Below are 17,127 nucleotides of genomic sequence, written 5' to 3' on the forward strand. Positions count from 1 at the left end.
GGGAGTCTCGGCACCAAGACGGCGGTAGCGTCACCGCATGTCCATCGTGCCCGCGGCGGCCCAGGTCCTGGCCGTACTGCGCTATCTCGCCCGGCAGGCCGGCCCGGTCCAGGCCGCCGCCATCAGCCGCGACGTGGGGCTGCCCCGCTCCACGACGTACCACCTCCTCGACACGCTCGTCCACGACGGTTTTGTGGTGCATCTGGCGGACGAGCGCCGCTACGGCCTCGGCGTCAGCGCCTTCGAACTCGGCTCCGGCTACAGCCGTCAGGCACCCCTGGCCCGGTTGGCCCGGGTGCCGCTCGCCGGTCTGGTGGACCGCACCGGCCACAGCGCCCACCTCGCGGTGCTGCACGGCCGCGAGGTCATCTACGTCATCGAGGAACGGGCCCTGGGCAGACCGCCGCTGGTGACCGAGGTGGGGGTGCGGCTGCCGGCGCATCTGACCGCCAGCGGCCGGGCGATGCTGGCCCGGCTGGCGCGGGCGCAGGTGCGGGCGCTGTTCCCGGACCCGTCGGTGTTCGTCGAGCGCACCGGCACCGGCCCGCGGTCGCTGTCCGCCCTGCACCAGCTGCTCGTCGAGGTGCGCCGGCGCGGCCACGCCACGGAGGAGGGCGAGGTCACCGCCGGGTTCTCGTCGGTGGCGGCGCCGGTCCTCGACCACGGGGCGCATCCGATCGCCGGGGTGGCGGCCACCTTCCCGGCGGCCGAGGTGGACGCCGCCCAGCGCGCGAAGCTGGCCGAGGAGGTCGCCCGCACCGCCCGCGACCTGACCCTGCGCGTCGGCGGCACCCCGGTCGATTGACCCGCTAACACCCCCGTCCCACAAGGCCGTTGACGCATCGTTCAGCGAACGGCAACCCGCCACGCACACTCTCTTCGTACGGGCCTTCGCCGATGCGCCACGGGGGAGAGGGCCCGGCCAGATCCCGGGCGGCCGTGGGGGGCGGACGCACCGGGGGCACGGAGGCGGGCCCGGCGGGGGGAGGGCCCGGCGTCCGTGCCGGGGCCGCCGTCGGGGGAGGGCGGCCCGGTGTCCGGGGCGGCATCCGGGAGCACGGTCCCGGATGCCGCCCCGGAGGCGCGGGGCCCGGCACCACGGGGTGCCGGGCCGATGGGGGCGCCAGTGGGCGGACGCACCCGGGGCGTGTCCGCGCGGGCGCCGCGCCTGGGAGCGGGGCGGGGCGCGGCGCCCGTGGACACGCGCCGGGGTGACCGTGCGGGGGCGGTCAGCCCCGGGCGCCGTGGTGCGCGGTGCCGTCCGGGGTGTGGAGGCGCTGTACGTCCTTGCAGAACGGCACGGGGGCGGTGTTGGCGACGTACTTGGCGGAGACCCAGGTCGCACGGTCGCGCAGCTGGTACCAGACGTCGTTGCCGCCGACGTTCTGCGCGCGGACCTTGCAGCGCAGCCCGACCTGCGCGCCGTGGCGCTGGAAGCCGGCGGTGGGAGCGTCCGTGCTCGGGTACTGGCGCTCCTTCATGCCGGTGGCCGAGAGGACCTTGCCGTACGGCTGCGCGGCGGCCGCCTGGGCCGGAGCCGCGCCGAGCACCGTGGTGGAGAGGGCGGCGGCCGCGGCCAGCGCGCCCGCTGTGGTGACGAACTTCTTGCCGCGTGCGAGGGTGCCGCTCATGGACATGGGAGGTCTCCTGTTCTCGACGCGCAATGACGCCCATTGCCGCGAGGGGGACATTACGCCCGGAATGCCTCCGTGTCGGTGCCGAATCACGGGAGAAGAGCTGATCGTGTGAGCGGTGTTCGGGTGTCCGGCGCAGCCCTGCGGCCCCCACACGGCGGTGCTCCGCGTCCCCCGGGGGCGCAGTGGCCCGGGAGGCGCGGAGCACGTCCGTGTCGCCGCCGCTCACGGCAGATAGCGCTCGATGGCGGCGGCCCCTTTCTCCTCGATCAGACGCCGTGCCCAGTCCAGGTTCTCGGGGGTCGGCTCCCGCCCCGACGCCCGCACCAGATCCTCCGCGTCGAACGGCCGCTCGCTTCCGGTGAAGAGGTCCTTCGGCCGCTCGGTGGTCGTTCCCTCGTCGTCAGCGCTCACGGATTCCTCCTCTTCCGGCCCGCCGGACACCTGCTCACCGTCCGGCCCGGCCGACGCTCACTTCGGGTCCCTCCATCATGCTGCCGCCGCCCCCGCTCCGCACGGCGTCCGGCCGGAGCGTGGCGGGCGGCGCTCACGGCGCGGTGCGGTCGGCGTCCCCGGTGGTCCCGGCCGGCCGTACGAACTGGCGCCCGGTGGTCGGATCGACCAGGACGAAGTCCGTCACCTCGGCCGAGGTCTGCCGCACCGCGATGGTGCGCTCCGGGTCGTACCCCGGCCACGCCGGGCCCTCGGCGGGCGGCGCCTTCTTCAGCTCGACCGGCGGCGTCAGCGGATTGCCGCCCGCACAGCGCACCCGCGGCACCCCGTGCCCGTCGACGAGCACCGCGGTCCCGGCCTGCATCACCGCCTGGTAGTCGGTGGCCTCGCCGTCGCGGAAGCCGTGGGCGGTGATCCGGGTGTCGTAGCGCAGCTCGACGGGGGTGAGGGCGCGCACCGCCTGCGGGACGGAGGAGTCCTCGATGCCCTCGGTGTCGGCGAACGCGGCGGTCCGCGCCCGGTCGGCCGACAGGTACCGGATCAGCTGCTCGCGGTCGCAGGAGGCGGTGGAGCGCCTGCCGCCGTAGAGGCCGTGCAGCGATCCGGGCAGATCGCGGACGGACTGGGGGCGGCGCGGGGCGGCGTGCGGCGCCGGCGGGCCGGTCCGGTGGGCCACCGAGCCGGTGAACGGGTCGGGCCCCGGGTCGTGCAGCGGCAGCGGCAGCAGCCCGGTGCGGGCCTCGGCGGCGGCGGGCGCGCCCTGGTACGGGTGGGTGAGGAAGCCGCTCAGCAGCAGACCGGCCGCCAGGATCCCGGCGGGCAGCGCGAGCCGGGCGGTCCGGTGCCACCAGGGGGCGCGTCCGGTCGGCCGGACGGGGCGTCCGACCGCGGCCGGATGCCCCTCGGGCGGATGCCCGGCCGGTGTGCGGCCGGCCGGCTCCCCCGGCCTCTGGGCGGCGCCGTCCGGGTCGGGGGGCCCGTTGTCCGGCGGGGGTGGTGTCGTGGTCACGGCCCTCTCCGATCGTCCGGCGTCCGGTGGGCGGGCGGCACGGGGCAGGTCGGTGTGCGGGGGCGCAGGCCCCTTCGTCCCGTTCTGCCTTCTTCGACCTTCTTCGTCCCTGCCGGACCATTGTCTGCCCGGCGCCGCCGCGGCCCGCAAGCCGGGCGGCGGGCCGCGGCGCGCGGACGTACCGTGCGGCCCGGCGTCAGACGAAGAAGGCGTTCATCCCGGGCACGTCGGAGAGGTAGGTCTCGATCCGGGCGATCCGCCCGTCGCGGAGCGTGCAGACCGTGGCCAGGTGCTCGTCCAGCACGGCGTCCGCGCGGCGCGCGGTGTTGTGCAGGGAGAGCGCCACGTTCTCCCGGCTGACCAGGACGTGCCGCAGCGCGAAGTCCACGCCGTACGAGGCGATCAGCCGGGCGCGGTCCACCATGGCGTCGGCGCCGTCGGCGGTGCCTGAGACGGTGTTGTCGCCGGGCAGGGTCCAGGTGGCGTCGGGGTGCAGCAGGGCCCGGATGCCGTCCCAGTCGCGGGCGGTGAGGGCCTGGTGGAAGCGGTGCCCGAGGGTGAGGGCGGCTTCGTCGGTGGACATGGCGATCCCTTTCGGCGGCTTTAACGCAGAGATCTCTGCGTTAGTGCGACTGTAGGCAGGTCGGCAGCTAACGCACAAGTCTCTGCTTTAAGATGGCGGGGTGAACGCTGACGCCTCGACGAAACGGCCCGGCGGCCGCAGCGGCCGCGTCCGCGCCGCCGTGCACGACGCCGCGGTCGCGCTGGTGGCCGAGCGCGGCGCCGACCGGGTCACCCTCCCCGCCGTGGCCCGCCGCGCCGGGGTCAACTCCAGCACGCTCTACCGCCGTTGGGGCTCCGTCGCCGCCCTCCTGGCCGATGTCGCCGGCCACCGCGACGACGCCGGCGCGCCCCCGCTCGCCGGCGATCTCCGCACCGACCTGGAGTGCCGCGCGGCCTGGACGCTGACGGAGCTGTCCCGGCCCGGCGGCATCGCCTTCTTCCGCGCCGAGGTCGCCCCCGGCATCGACGAACGCCACGCCGGGCTGCGGGAATGCCTGGACCGCGTCAGCGCACGCTTCCGCCCCGCCCTCGACGCGGCACGGGAGCGGGGCGAGACGCCCCCGTCCCTGGAGCGGGTCCTGGACCGGATCGTCGCACCGCTCTACTTCCGGGTCGTCTTCTCGCTCCCCGGCACGGACGACGGATACGTCCGCGCTCTCGTCGCGGAGCTGCTGGACGGGCCCGGCGGGGACGGGTGAGCCGGGGCCTTCGGCCCGCCGGACGGTCAACTCCCGTGGCGCCAGTTCCGATGCCGCGCCCCGTCGGGAGACCCGCTCGCGGCGCCTCGTGCCCCCGCCGGGCGCCCGCTCCCCGGCGCGGCGCTCGTACACGAGGGTGAACTACCGTCCCTGCGCGGCCGGTTGTCAAGCTCCATGCCGCAGCCGCGCGGTATGCGCCGCACGCCGATCGGCTCAACACCCCGACGTCACAAGAGCGTTACGTGGATGACGGTGGGGCGTCACAGTGGTCCGTGAGGCTGGCGGTGCCGAGGGGCCCGCAGGGGCGCTCGGTGTGTTGCCACATCCGGTCCTCCCCCCCACGATCCGATCAGGATGGGACCTGTACATGCGAACTCCGCCGAGCCGCGCCCGCGCGCGGCGAGCCGCGGTGCGCGGGCGCCCCACGCCCCGCCGCACCGTGCCCCGGAGGCGTCATCACGACGCCGAAATTGTCATGTCTTCAACGAACCGGCCGGGTGCGGTGCGACACCCGGCCACCTGCCGTACCGCGCCGCGCCACCGGGCGAGACCCCGCGGGTGAGATGCGCCCCGCACCGGCCCGGCGCCTCGCGGCCCCGTCCGCGCCCGCCGCGCCACATGTGAACGCGCCTCAGCAGCACGGCAGTTGACCCGGACCGGGCCGCCCGCCGGACCGCGGGCGTGTCGTCGGCGTGGCTCCGCGACCCGGACGCCACGCCGCGGACACGGCCCCGGCCCCGCGCCGGCCCGGCCCCGACCGTGGCAAGAAAGGATCCCCACCGGTGCTCACCTCGCACCCCGCACCCACCTCCCCGCCCGTGGCCGGCGCCCCCACGCCGCCCCCCGACGCGCCCCCGGCCGTCGCGCCGCCGGACGCGCCCACCCACCACACCACCGGCCACGTCCTCCTCGTCGGCGCCCCCGGGCCGCGCCGCGACCGGCTCACCCACACCCTGACCGCCACCGGCCACACCGTCCGCCACGCCCCGCCCGGTGGCCTCGCCCACCACGTCGGCCAGGCGCCGCCGGACGCCGTCGTCGCCCTCGACCCGGGCGAGGGCGACGCGGCGCCCGGCGACGGGCCCGCACCGGAGCCGCGCCCCGCGCTCGACGTCGTCCGGGAGATCCGCACCGCACCGGCGGGCCGCGCGCTGCCGCTGATCGTGGTCGGCGCCGCGGACGTCGCCGCCGTCCTGCGCCACGGCGCCGACGACTGCGTCCCCGAAGCCCTGGCACCGGCCGAACTCGCCGCCCGTATCGAGGCGAAGCTGCGCCGCGTGCCCGTACCCGTCGAGAACCTCCTCCTCGACCCGCGGACCGGCCTCTACTCGCACCGCCACTTCCGCGCCGAACTCGACCGCGAGCTGCGGCGCCCCGCGGCCGGACGCAGCGGCGGGGCGCTCGCCGTCGTCGCCGTCGCCGAGATGGCCGCCCTGGAGACCCGGCTCGGCCCGCGCGTGCGCCGCGAGGTCGCCGAACGCCTCGCCGGGGTCGCCGAACGGCTCGGCGCCGCCTGCGACCGCTTCGGCTGGGACGAGGACGGACAGCTGCTGATGCTGCTGCCCGGCGTCGACGAGGACACCGCCCGCCGCGCCCTGGAGCGCTTCGCCACCACCGTCGCCGGGACCCGCTTCGTCGTCGCCGACGAACACGTCCGCCTCACCCCGGCCATCGGCTGGCTGCCGCTGGCCGCCTGCCCCGACGCCGACCGCGGGCCGCGGCGCGCCGCCGACGCCGCCACCGAGGCGCTGCGCCACCGCGATCTGCGGCCCGTGCGGCACGCCGCCTGGATGCGCGGCGCCGAGCACCGCCGCCCCCGCCGCACCCTCGGCTCCCTGCTCCGCCCGCCGCTGTCCGCCCTCTCCCCGGCGCTCTCCCTCCTCCTCGGCGTCGGCGTGCCGTACGTCCTCTACCGGCAGACCCATGCGCTCGGCTGGGAGCTGGGCTCCGCGATGTACTGGGTGGTCGTCGCCGGTCTGGTGCTGTCCGCGCTGCTCATCGTCGTCGAGTGCCTCTTCTCGCTGGACGCCGACGTGCGGCCGGAGAAACCCGGCGCGCCCTATCCGCCGGCCAGCGCCGTCATCGCCGCGTATCTGCCCAACGAGGCGGCGACGCTGGTCGAGACCGTCGAGTCGTTCCTGCGGCTGGAGTACCCGGGCGAGCTGGAGATCGTCCTCGCGTACAACACCCCGCATCCGCTGCCGGTCGAGGACACCCTGCGGGAGATCGCCCGGCGTGATCCGCGGCTGGTGCTGCTGCCCGTCGCCGGGTCCACCTCCAAGGCGCAGAACGTCAACGCCGCGGTGACGCGGGTGCGCGGCGAGTTCGTCGGCATCTTCGACGCCGACCACCACCCGGCGCCCACCGCCTTCCGCGACGCCTGGCACTGGCTCTCCAACGGCTACGACGTCGTACAGGGCCACTGCGTGATCCGCAACGGCGACAGCTCCCGCATCGCCCGGCTCGTCGCGGTGGAGTTCGAGGCGATCTACGCGGTCAGCCACCCGGGACGCACCCGCCTCTACGGTTTCGGGCTCTTCGGCGGCTCCAACGGCTTCTGGCGCACCGATCTGCTGGCCCGCACCCGGATGCACGGCTCGATGCTCACCGAGGACATCGACGCGACCCTGCGCGCCCTGGGCGAGGGCGCCCGCTTCGCCGTCGACCGCACCCTGATCTCCCGCGAACTGGCGCCCACCACCGCCACCGCCCTGTGGAACCAGCGCACCCGCTGGGCGCAGGGCTGGCTCCAGGTCACCCTCAAACACCTGTGGCGGGCGCTGCGTTCGCCGGTCCTCACCGTCCGGCAGAAGTGCGGCCTGTTCGTGCTGCTCGGCTGGCGCGAGGTGCAGCCCTGGCTCACCCTCCAGATCCTGCCGGTGCTGCTGTACGCCTGCTGGCGCGCGGGCGGCCCCACGCACCTGGACTGGGCGGTGCCGATCGGCGTCCTCGCCACCTTGCTGACGCTGTCCGCGGGGCCCGTCCAGGCGCTCTTCGCCCGGCGGCTCGCGGTGCCGGAGATCCGCCGCCGCACCCCGTGGTTCTGGTCCTACTTCGCCGTCTCGACCGTCCTCTACAGCCACTTCAAGAACATCGTGGCCCGGCAGTCGCATCTCAAGGAGGCGCTGGGCGACCGCCAGTGGCGGGTCACCCCGCGCGCCGCCGCACGGGCGGTGGCCCGCCGATGACCACCGCCGCCGCATCCCCGGCCACCGCCGCACCGCCCGCCGGACGCGCCCGCACCTTCGACCTCGACGGGCTGCGCGGCCTCGCGGCGCTGAGCACCGTCCTCTTCCACGTCTGGCAGCAGTACCACCGCTACGACGCGGCCGGCAGCCATCCGCCGATCGACCAGCCGCTGGTCGGCGCGGCCCTGTCGTTCGAGGTCATCGACCTGTTCTTCGTGATGTCCGCGTACCTGCTGACCCTCTCGTACGCGCGCGCCGCCATCGACGGCGGCGCCGTGCGCACGGCCCGGGTCTTCCTCTTCCGCCGCGCCGTGCGCATCCTGCCGCTGTACGTCCTCGCCGTCTGCACCGTCTGGGCCACCCGCAACCCCGGCCTGCCCGGCGACTGGCGTGACCTGGCCGAACACCTCACCTTCACCCACCTCTTCGACCAGCAGCGGATCTTCTACACGCTGGGCCCCGCCTGGTCGCTGTCGCTGGAGGTCTGCTTCTACCTCGTGCTGGTCGTCCTCGGGCCGCTCGCGGTGCGCGCCTGCCGCCCGCTGCGGCGGCGCGGCGCCCGGATCGCGGTGTGCGCGGCGGGCTGCGCGGCGCTCTACGCCCTCCCGTGGATCTGGATCGCCGTCGCCCACCACGGGCTCGGCATCCCGCACACCGACTGGGTGGTGTACTTCGGCCCGGCGGCGCGGTTCGGCGGGTTCGCCGCCGGGATGGGGCTCGCGGTGCTGACCACGGCGCTGGGCGACCGGGGCCGCCCGCGGCGCGCCGTCGCCCTGCCGCTGACGGCCGCGGTGCTCGCCGCGCTGTACGGCCTGTCGCTGCTCTCCGCTCCGGAGAACGCGGCCTTCACCTACTACCATCCGCTGGCCTCCGCGCTCTGGGCGGTGCTGCTCTTCGCCACCTTGCGGGTGCGCCGGCGCACCGTCTGGAACCGCTTCCTGACGTCCCGTCCGCTCACCGTGCTCGGGCTGGTCAGCTACAGCCTCTTCCTCTGGCACGAGCCGGTCATGCTCCAACTGCACCGCGCCGGACTGCTCCCGGCCGAGCAGGCGGGCTTCCCGCTCGCCGTGCTGATCGTGCTGGCGGCGGCGCTGCCCTTCGCCTGGCTCAGCTACTGGCTCCTGGAGTACCCGGCGGGCCTCCTCGGCCGCCTCAGGAACGGCCGGGGCCGCCCGCGCGACTTCTATCCGCAGGCGCCGCGCGCGACGGCGTGACGCCGGGCGCCGCCGGAGCCCGCCCCGTACGGGATCCGGCGGCGCCCCTGCCGGCCTCACCGGTCCGCGTCACCGGCCGGCAGCAGCCCGACCAGCAGTCCGGCCAGCGCCGCGGCGCACCCGGTGGCCACCACCGCGGGCCAGCCGCCCGCCGTCCAGGCCAGCGCACCGCACAGCGACCCGGCCGCGATCCCCAGGAAACGCAGCGTGAAATAGAGGGTGTTGAGGCGATTGTGCGCCGCCGCGTCGAGCCGGAACAGCACCGTCTGGGTGGCCGCCTGCCCGCCCCACACCCCCACGTCCAGCACGATCACGCCCGCGATCACCCACCACAGCGAGCCGGTGCCCGGCAGCAGCACCAGCCATCCGGCGACCACCAGGCCGGTCAGCGCCGCCGTCGCCCCGCGCCGCCCCCACCGCTCCGCCAGCCGCCCCGCCCACGGCGACGCCGCCGCGCTGGCCGCCGCCACCAGCCCGAACAGCCCGATCCGCGCCGGGTCGAGCCCGTGCCCCTGCGCCAGCAGGAACGTCAGCGCCGTCCAGAACGCACCGAACGCCACGCCCACCAGCGCCCCCGACACCGTCACCACCCGCACCACCGGCCGCCACCACAGCCGGGGGAGCGAGGCGAGGGTGGCGCGGTAGCCGGAGCCCGTGGCGGGCGCCGCCGGGAGCTGCGGCAGCGCCCGCCGCAACACGACCATCAGCCCCAGCGTCAGCAGACACGAGACGCCGTACACGGTCCGCCAGCCCGCCAGCTCCGCCAGCGCCCCCGCATACGCCCGCGAGGCCAGCACCCCGACGAGCAGCCCGCCCTGCACCGTCCCGACGATCCGGCCGCGCCCCGCCGCCGGACCGTCCGACGCGTCCGCCAGCGCCACCGCGAGCGGGGTGAGCAGCTGCGGCACCGGCGACAGCACCCCCAGCGCGCACCCCGCCACCAGCAAAACCCCCACCGAAGGCGCCGCCGCGCACACCGCGAGCGCCGCCGCCGACCCCCACCCGAGCGCGAGGATCAGCCGCCGCCGGTCATGGCTGTCACCCGCCGGCACCAGCAGCAAAATGCCCGCCGCATACCCCGCCTGCGTCACCGTCGGCAACGCCCCGAGCGTGCCCGCACCTGCGCCCAGCGACCGCGCGACGGCGTCCAGCAGCGGCTGGTTGAGATAGACGTTGGCGGCCGTCACGGCGGCGGCGACCGCCAGCAACGGCACCGGCGACCGCCCGCCAGGCACCGTAAGACCGCCCGCCGTACCGCCGCTGACCTGGGAAGAAGAAGTGGAGTGAGGCACGGCAACCGACGCTAGGGCGCCGCCGCGCGGCATACTTTCGAGCCCCGGCCGTCCCCTGTCGAGAAGCGGCCGCGAGCGGCGGGCCACCGCCCGCCGGGCGGAGAGGAGCGGCACCGTGTACGGCAAGAGCGAGGATCGGGACGACTACCAGCACGTCCCCCGGCCGCTGGCCGCGATGGCCCGCGACCTCCCCGACGGCCACCACATCCCGCCGCACCGCCACCGCCGCCACCAACTCCTCTACGGCACCACCGGCGCGATCACCGTCACCACCGGGCACGGCACCTGGGTGGTCCCCGCCACCCGCGCCGCCTGGCTCCCGGCCGGCCTCACCCACGCGATGACCTGCGCCGGAGCGGTCGCGATGCGCACCCTCTACATCGACCCGACCGCCGCCGGGCACCTCCCCGCCGACCCCGCCGTGGTCCCCGTCACCCCGCTGCTGCGCGAACTCATCGACGAGGCCACCCGCATCCCCGTCGCCTACGACCCCGACGGCCGCGACGGCGCCCTGATGCGGCTGCTCCTCCTCCAGCTCGCCCCGGAACCGCTGCCCGCACTCCAGCTGCCCGCGCCCGGCGACGCCCAGCTGGACGAGGTCTGCGCCGCCGTCCGCCGCGACCCGGGCGCCCGCTGGTCCACCGCCGACCTCGCCGCCCGCGCTCACCTCAGCCCCCGCGGACTGCACCGCCGCTTCACCGCCGCGACGGGCATGAGCCCCGCCCGCTGGGTCCAGCAGGCCCGGCTGCTGCACGCCGTCACCCTGCTGGCCGCCGGCACCCCCGTCACCGCCGTCGCCGGCGCCCTCGGCTACGCCACCCCCAGCGCCTTCACCGCCATGTTCCGCCGCACCCTCGGCACCACCCCCAGCGGCTACTTCACCGCCGCGCCGTCGTAGCGCGCCGGTCGCCGAGTCCGCGGCCGTCAGGCGCGCCGCGCCCAAGTACGCCGACGGCGCCGCGTGACGGGGACGGCCGGCCCGCCGGACCGGCCGCCCCCGCTGCCTCACGCCTTCTTCAGCCGGGCGACGATCCCGTCGATGTCGTTCTGCGCCCGCTCGGGACGGACGAAGTGCCCGCCGGGCTCCTCGTGCGCCTCGTACCGGATGCCGGCGCCGTCCAGGGCGGCCCGGAACTCCTGCTGACCGCGCAGGACCTCGACCTCGTTCATCACGTCGAACGGGTCGACGGGGTTGGGGCTCGTCCCGGCGACCAGGAAGATCCGCTTGTTGCGGAAGCTCTCCAGGTGCTCCATCGGGTTGTCGGCGCTGACCTTCGCCTCGTCCCACAGCGGCGCGCCGTAGATCGTGCCGCCCGCCAGGTCCAGCGCGGCGGACGAGATGTTCGCCCAGTTGGCGACGGCGCCCAGGTCGCGGCGGAGGCTCGGCGGGCCCGAGTGCGCACTGACCGAGGCGAAGCGGTCCGGGTACTTCACCGCGTACTTCAGCGCACCGAAGCCGCCCATGGAGAACCCGCCGACGGCCCGGCCGTCGTACTCCGCGTACGTCCGGAAGTTCGCCTCGACCCACGGCATCAGCTGGGCGATGTGGAACGTCTCCCAGTTGCGGGGCCCGGTGTTGGAGTTGACCGGGTTGGAGTACCAGCCGGCGTGGCCGCCGTCCGGCATCACGACGATCAGCGGCTTCCCGGCGGTCAGCCGGCGGATGTCGAGCCGGTCCCAGGTCATGAAGTCCTGGTCGGTGCCGCCGCCGTGGAAGAGGTAGAGGACCGGGTAGGTGCGCTCGCCGGAGTGGTAGTCGTCCGGCAGCAGGACGTTGACGGCGGGCTGCCAGGCGATGGCGTCGGTCGCGAAGCGGTAGAACCACATCCGGGCGTCGTGCTCGTCACGCTCGACGATACGCAGCCCGGAACCGTCGCCCGGCGCCGCGGCGGCGGGCGACGCGGCCGACAGGACCCCCGCCCCGCCGAGCGCCAGCGCGGCGGATACCCCGCCGACGGCCTTCAGCACGTTCCGTCGGCTCGTGCGGTGCTCGCTCAACATGACCTCCAGGTCGAAAAGGCGGCACGACGCAGGCGCGTGCCGCGGAAAGCTCGGGTACGCCACCGGGACCCGCCGCCCGGGCGGTACGCGGGCGGAAGCGGGGAAACCCGGGGCGACTCCCCGTGCGCCGGCCCCCGGGAGCCCGCCGTGGCCGCATCCGGCGCACCGCAGCGGGCGCCCGCCCCTGCGTCACGCCCGCTGCCCGCCATCGCCGTCCCCCAGGCCCCGTTGGTCCCCCGTGTCCCCCGCGTCCCCCGTGGCGCCGGTGGTGACGCGCCCACCCTTGCGGCGGGTGCTGAAATGCCGATGAAATTCCGTTGACGGCGACAGGGGGACGGACGTGGACGGAGACTTCGGACCGGACGGGGGAGCGCGCTGGCGCATCGCCGTGCTGGGGCCGGTACGGGCCTGGCGCGACGGCGCGCCGCTGGATCTGGGGCCGGTCCGGCGGCGGGCCGTCCTGGCCGCCCTGGCACTGCGCCCCGACACCCGCGTCAGCCATGCGCAACTGCTCGACGACGTGTGGGGCGAGCGGCCACCGCCCTCGGGCCGCCGGGTCCTGCCCAGTTACGTCTACCCGCTGCGCAAGGCCCTCGACCCGCCGGGCACCACCCCGGCGCACTCGGTGATCCGCAGCGACCGCGGCGGCTACCGCCTGTGCACCGACGCCGTCCGCCTCGACACCGCGGAGCTGGCCGGCCACACCGCCGCCGCCCACCGCGCCTGGACCACCGGCGATCCGGCCACCGCCGCCGACCGCTTCGCCCGGGCGCTGGCCCTCCTCGGCGACGAACCGCTGACCGGCCTCCCGGGCCCCTTCGCCCACGCCGAACGCCAACGCCTCGCCCGGCACCGCCCCGCACTCCAACGCGACCGGCTGGCCTGCCTGGTGGACCTCGACCGGCCCGCCGAAACCCTCGACGGCCTCGCCGCGCTCTGCGCCGCCGACCCGTACGACGAGGCGCTGGCCGCGCTGCGGATGCGCGCCCTGTACGGCGCCGGACGCCAGGCCGCGGCGCTCGCCGTCCACCAGGAGATGCGCACCCGGCTCCGCGACGAACTCGGCGTCGACCCGGGCGAGGAGCTGCGCCGCGTCCATCAGGCGGTGCTCCGCCGCGACGACGGACGGCTGCGCGGCCCCGGCGCCCCGCCCGGCCCGGCGCCCCGCCCCCGCCGCGTCGTCGACGACCTGCCCGCCGGCCCCACCCGCCTCATCGGCCGGAACGCCGAACACGCCCTGCTCACCGAGGAGACGGACTCCGACGGCGTCACCGTCCTCGCCGTCGACGGCGTCGCGGGCGTCGGCAAGAGCGCCTTCGTCCTGCACACCGCCAAAACCCTCCGCCACCGCCACCCCGACGGCTGCCTCTTCGCCGACCTGCGCACCCACAGCGCCGGCGAGCGGCCCCTCGCCCCGCAGCGGGTGCTGCGCCGGCTGCTGCGCTCGGTCGGCGCGTCCGGCAGCGAGGTCCCCGAGGACCTCGACGACCTGACCGCCGCCTGGCGCGCCGCGACCAGCGCCCTGCGGCTGCTCCTCGTCCTCGACGACGTACGCAGCGCCGAGCAGATACGGCCGCTGCTGCCCGCCGGACCCGGCAGCACGGTGCTCGTGGCGGGCCGCCGGCGCCTGCCCGGGCTCGACGCCGACCGCCGCGTCACCCTCGAACCCCTGGACGGCGGCGACGGCCTGGCCCTCCTCCGCGACCTCGTCGGCGCCGCCCGCGCCGACCGCGAACCGGCCGCCACCCGCCAGTTGGTCCGCCTCTGCGACGGCCTGCCGCTGGCCCTGCGCATCGCCGGCGCCCGCCTCCAGACCCGCCCCGCCTGGACCCTCGCGTCCCTGGTGGAGCGGATGACGGGCGACGAACGCCGCCTGGGCGAACTACGCGCCGGGGACCGCAGCGTGGAGGCCGCCTTCCGGACGTCGTACGACCATCTCGCCCCCGAGCAGCGGCGCGGCTTCCGGGCGCTCGGCCTCGCCCCGACCGTCGAGTTCGACGTCCTGACCTCGGCGGCGATGCTGCACCGGCCGCCCCAGGAGGCCGAACGCCTGCTGGAGAGCCTGGTCGACGCCGGCCTGCTCCACCAGCCGGGACCGGGCCGCTACCGCCTGCACGACCTGGTGCGGGCGCACGCCCGGCGCCTCGCCTCCCAGGCCCCCGGCGAGTCCGCCGCGGCCCGCACCGCCGGGCTGCGGCTCTACCTCGACGCGGGCCGCGTCACCAGCGACTGGGGCCCCGACGGCTTCCCCACCGGACCGCCGCCCGCCGACGCCCCGTTCACCGGCTGGCAGGACGCCGACGACTGGCTGGACGCGGCCGGCGGCGAACTCGCCGACGTCGTCGCCCACGCCGTGGCGCTCGGCGAGGACGGCCAGGCGTGCTGGATCGCCGAGGCGCTCAGCGACTACTTCGCCCGCCGGGGCCGCTACCACGAGTGCCGCGCCGCACTGCGCACCGCGCTCGACCGGGCCGACGAGTGCGGCGACCCGCGGATGCCCGGGGCGCTGCGCAACTGCCTGGGCATCACCGACGTCTACCAGGGCCACCACGACCAGGGCCGGGCCTGGTTCACCGAGGTGCTGCAACTCGACGGCGCCCGCGCGGACCTGCACGAACAGGCCCGGGCCCTCGGCGGGTTGGGCACCGTGGAACTCCAGGCGGGCCGCCCCGACCACGCCCTCGTCCACCTCACCGCCGCCCTGGGCGTCGCCCGCCGCCTGGGCGACAACTGGCTCAACGCCATGGGCCTGTGCGTCCTCGGCGCCCTCCACCACACCCGCGGCCGCCACGAGCAGGCACTCGCCTGCTACACCGCCGCCCTCACCCACGCCGAGGCCAACGGCCGCCCCCGCATGATCGGCAAGACCCTCGCCGCCACCGCCGACGTCCACCTCGACCTCGGCCACTTCGGCGAGGCCCGCGCGCTCTACCGGCACGCCGCCGACCTGGCCCAGCGCTCCGGCGACGTCCTGCTGCACGCGATCATCCTCACCCGCATGGGCTCCGCCGAACACGGCGCCGGGAACCTCCCCGCCGCCACCGCCCTCCACCACCAGGCCCTCGCCCGCCACCGCACCCTCTCCCCGCTCTCCGAACCCCACCGCGACCGCCTGGAGATGGACATCCGCAACCGCCTGGGCCGCACCTACGCCGCCGCCGGCCGCCTCCCCGAGGCCCGCGAACAGTTCCGCACCGTCCTCACCCTCCCCGGCGCCGACGCCCACCCCGACCAGCGCACCCAGGCCCTGGAGGCCCTACGGGAGAGCGGGGCGGAGGGACGGGGGGAGTTGCCGTGAGGGGGCCGTTCACGGCGGCCCGCCCGCCCTGAACGGCCGCGGGAAAAACCGGTGGTGCGGGCGAGCGCCGGAGGGTTACGGTCGGGGCGTTGCGGACGAGGCCGACGGGGCCTCGTCGCGCGTGAAGAGGGAGGTGCGACTGATGGCTGCCGTTGCGAGGGGCATCGCCCCGCTCCAGAAGCTCATACCGTCCACCTCCGTGGCCACCGGCTGACCCACGACCGCCGACAGGCGCCGTCACCCCGCGCCCGCACCCCGGGCCGCAGGAGCGCGCAGCCGTGGCCCTCGCGAAGGGCCTGCTTTGTCTTCCCTCTCTTCCTCTTCCTTCTCCCCTTCCTCCACTCCGTCCGAGGCTTCCGCGGACGCCTCCTCCTCCGCTTCCCCTGCCGGGCCGCCCGCCCCGGACACCTCGCCGACGCTCGCCGCGTACGGCTGGGACGACGGGTTCGCGGACAGCTTCGCGCGCTACGCCGCACAGGGCTTCACCCCCGGCCGCATCGTCCGCGTCGACCGGGGCCGGGTGGACGCCGTGGTGCCGGACGGCGCCGGTGTGCGGACCGTGCTCGTGGACACCGCGCCGGTGGCCACCGGCGATCCGCTGCGGGTGCCGTGCACCGGCGACTGGGCCGTCATCGACCTGGAGAACGGCCGGGTCGGGCCGCAACTCGACGGTCTCGTCCGGGCGTTGCTGCCGCGCCGTACCGCGTTCGTGCGGTCGGCGTCGTCGAAGCGGTCGGACGGGCAGATCCTCGCGGCCAACGTCGATCACGCGGTGATCGCGGTGTCGCTCGCCGAACCGCTCGACCTGGACCGCGTGGAGCGGTTCGTCTCCCTCGCCTGGGAGAGCGGCGCGCAGCCGCTGCTGGCGCTGACCAAGGCGGATCTCGTGGCGGACGGCGCGTGTCTGGCGCAGCTCGTCGCGGATGTCGAGGGCGCGGCGCCCGGCGTGCCGGTGCTGGCCGTCAGCGCCGAGGCGGGGGAGGGCGTGGCGGAGCTGTCCGCCGCGCTCGCCGGCGGGACCGCGGTGCTGCTGGGCCGGTCCGGCGCCGGCAAGTCGACCCTCGCCAACGTCCTCGCCGGCCGGCCCGTGCAGCGGGTGCAGACCATCCGCGACCGCGACGGCAAGGGCCGGCACACCACCACGACCCGTGATCTGCTGCCGCTGCCCGCCGGTGGCGTCCTGATCGACACCCCGGGGCTGCGGGGCGTCGGCCTGTACGACGCCGGCAGCGGGCTCAGCCGGACGTTCGCGGACGTCGAGGAGCTGGCCGCGCGGTGCCGCTTCCCCGACTGCGCGCACGGCACGGAGCCGGACTGCGCGGTGCGCGACGCGGTCGAGGACGGCCTGCTGCCCGCCCGCCGCCTGGACAGCTACCGCAAGCTGCAGCGCGAGAACCGCCGCATCGTGGCGAAGACCGACATCCGCCTCCGGGCGGAGATGCGCCGCGAGTGGCGGCTGAAGCAGGCCGAGGGGCGCGAGAGGTCGGCGTGGAAGCGGGGGACCGGCCGACGGGGGTAGTGGCAGCGCCGGGAGGGGCGGGGCGGGGCCGGGCAGGGCGGTTGTGCATCGACCTGCCCTGGCCTGGCGCTGCCCCGGCCCGGTGCCTGCCTCGGCCGGCGCTCGCCTTGGCGGCCCGGCGCCGCGTCGGCAGGATGTCGGCCGTCCGGTGAGGCTGTCGGCGATCCGTCAGCGAGGTGTCGGGGGCCGCCGCAACCGTGGGTGCCGAGCTGTCCCCGGGGCAGCCACACCTTCCGCCACCAGCAAGGGAGCCGCTC

The 17,127-nt window shown here is 76.2% G+C and carries 13 protein-coding genes; 7 read left to right on the top strand and 6 right to left on the bottom strand.

The genetic code is table 11. The features are described 5' to 3' along the window. Positions 1 to 37 precede the first annotated feature (37 nt). Positions 38 to 805 carry an IclR family transcriptional regulator gene (locus ABT345_RS20885; protein ID WP_345085684.1) on the top strand — a complete coding sequence of 256 codons (768 nt, stop codon included), beginning with the start codon at positions 38 to 40 and terminating at the stop codon, positions 803 to 805. 424 nt (positions 806 to 1,229) lie between these two features. Here ABT345_RS20885 and ABT345_RS20890 read toward each other — a convergent pair whose 3' ends face one another. From ABT345_RS20890 to ABT345_RS20905, 4 genes are all read right to left on the bottom strand, one after another. Then, positions 1,230 to 1,637 carry an SH3 domain-containing protein gene (locus ABT345_RS20890; protein ID WP_345085686.1) on the bottom strand — a complete coding sequence of 136 codons (408 nt, stop codon included), beginning with the start codon at positions 1,635 to 1,637 and terminating at the stop codon, positions 1,230 to 1,232. A gap of 222 nt (positions 1,638 to 1,859) precedes the next feature. Further along, positions 1,860 to 2,048 (bottom strand): hypothetical protein, encoded by a 189-nt coding sequence (locus tag ABT345_RS20895; RefSeq protein ID WP_345085688.1) that lies wholly within the window; start codon positions 2,046 to 2,048, stop codon positions 1,860 to 1,862. 133 nt (positions 2,049 to 2,181) lie between these two features. Beyond that, positions 2,182 to 3,096, bottom strand: coding sequence for a DUF6777 domain-containing protein (locus tag ABT345_RS20900; RefSeq protein WP_345085690.1), 915 nt, complete (start codon positions 3,094 to 3,096; stop codon positions 2,182 to 2,184). 196 nt (positions 3,097 to 3,292) lie between these two features. Beyond that, positions 3,293 to 3,679: a nuclear transport factor 2 family protein gene (locus ABT345_RS20905; protein WP_345085692.1), complete on the bottom strand. Its 387-nt coding sequence runs from the start codon at positions 3,677 to 3,679 to the stop codon at positions 3,293 to 3,295. 100 nt (positions 3,680 to 3,779) lie between these two features. Between ABT345_RS20905 and ABT345_RS20910 the strand changes: the two genes are divergently transcribed. The 3 genes from ABT345_RS20910 (at position 3,780) to ABT345_RS20920 (ending at position 8,760) form a co-directional block, all read left to right on the top strand. Further along, complete coding sequence (locus ABT345_RS20910; protein ID WP_345085694.1) at positions 3,780 to 4,358, top strand: TetR/AcrR family transcriptional regulator; 579 nt, start codon at positions 3,780 to 3,782, stop codon at positions 4,356 to 4,358. Positions 4,359 to 5,140: 782 nt separating this feature from the next. Then, on the top strand, positions 5,141 to 7,546 hold the full coding sequence (locus tag ABT345_RS20915; protein WP_345085696.1) for a glycosyltransferase: 2,406 nt from the start codon (positions 5,141 to 5,143) through the stop codon (positions 7,544 to 7,546). Beyond that, positions 7,543 to 8,760: an acyltransferase family protein gene (locus ABT345_RS20920; RefSeq protein ID WP_345085698.1), complete on the top strand. Its 1,218-nt coding sequence runs from the start codon at positions 7,543 to 7,545 to the stop codon at positions 8,758 to 8,760. Before ABT345_RS20915 ends, ABT345_RS20920 begins: the two co-directional genes overlap by 4 nt. Before the next feature lie 56 nt (positions 8,761 to 8,816). Here ABT345_RS20920 and ABT345_RS20925 read toward each other — a convergent pair whose 3' ends face one another. Beyond that, positions 8,817 to 10,052, bottom strand: a complete 1,236-nt coding sequence (locus ABT345_RS20925) for an MFS transporter (RefSeq protein ID WP_345085700.1) — start codon at positions 10,050 to 10,052, stop codon at positions 8,817 to 8,819. 115 nt (positions 10,053 to 10,167) lie between these two features. On the opposite strand from ABT345_RS20925, the gene ABT345_RS20930 reads away from it, so the two are divergent. Next, complete coding sequence (locus ABT345_RS20930) at positions 10,168 to 10,950, top strand: AraC family transcriptional regulator (protein ID WP_345085702.1); 783 nt, start codon at positions 10,168 to 10,170, stop codon at positions 10,948 to 10,950. 107 nt (positions 10,951 to 11,057) lie between these two features. On the opposite strand, the gene ABT345_RS20935 is transcribed toward ABT345_RS20930, so the two are convergent. Then, positions 11,058 to 12,053, bottom strand: coding sequence for an alpha/beta hydrolase (locus ABT345_RS20935; RefSeq protein WP_345085704.1), 996 nt, complete (start codon positions 12,051 to 12,053; stop codon positions 11,058 to 11,060). Positions 12,054 to 12,393: 340 nt separating this feature from the next. Here ABT345_RS20935 and ABT345_RS20940 point away from each other — a divergent pair, with 340 nt between their 5' ends. Together ABT345_RS20940 and rsgA are read left to right on the top strand one after the other, a co-directional pair. Then, positions 12,394 to 15,351 (top strand): AfsR/SARP family transcriptional regulator, encoded by a 2,958-nt coding sequence (locus ABT345_RS20940; RefSeq protein WP_345085706.1) that lies wholly within the window; start codon positions 12,394 to 12,396, stop codon positions 15,349 to 15,351. Positions 15,352 to 15,652: 301 nt separating this feature from the next. Beyond that, complete coding sequence (rsgA, locus tag ABT345_RS20945; protein WP_345085708.1) at positions 15,653 to 16,870, top strand: ribosome small subunit-dependent GTPase A; 1,218 nt, start codon at positions 15,653 to 15,655, stop codon at positions 16,868 to 16,870. Positions 16,871 to 17,127 lie beyond the last annotated feature (257 nt).

Origin of the sequence: Streptomyces sp. NPDC000404 (assembly GCF_040300365.1) — a bacterium.
GTDB classification, from domain to species: domain Bacteria; phylum Actinomycetota; class Actinomycetes; order Streptomycetales; family Streptomycetaceae; genus Streptomyces; species Streptomyces ramulosus.

What these genes read in the sequence shown, in the direction of transcription:
- ABT345_RS20885 (WP_345085684.1), top strand. Translation starts at nt 38, where the DNA reads ATGTCCATCGTGCCCGCGGCGGCCCAGGTCCTGGCCGTACTGCGCTAT.
- ABT345_RS20905 (WP_345085692.1), bottom strand. Translation starts at nt 3,679, where the DNA reads ATGTCCACCGACGAAGCCGCCCTCACCCTCGGGCACCGCTTCCACCAG.
- ABT345_RS20890 (WP_345085686.1), bottom strand. Translation starts at nt 1,637, where the DNA reads ATGTCCATGAGCGGCACCCTCGCACGCGGCAAGAAGTTCGTCACCACA.
- ABT345_RS20935 (WP_345085704.1), bottom strand. Translation starts at nt 12,053, where the DNA reads ATGTTGAGCGAGCACCGCACGAGCCGACGGAACGTGCTGAAGGCCGTC.
- ABT345_RS20920 (WP_345085698.1), top strand. Translation starts at nt 7,543, where the DNA reads ATGACCACCGCCGCCGCATCCCCGGCCACCGCCGCACCGCCCGCCGGA.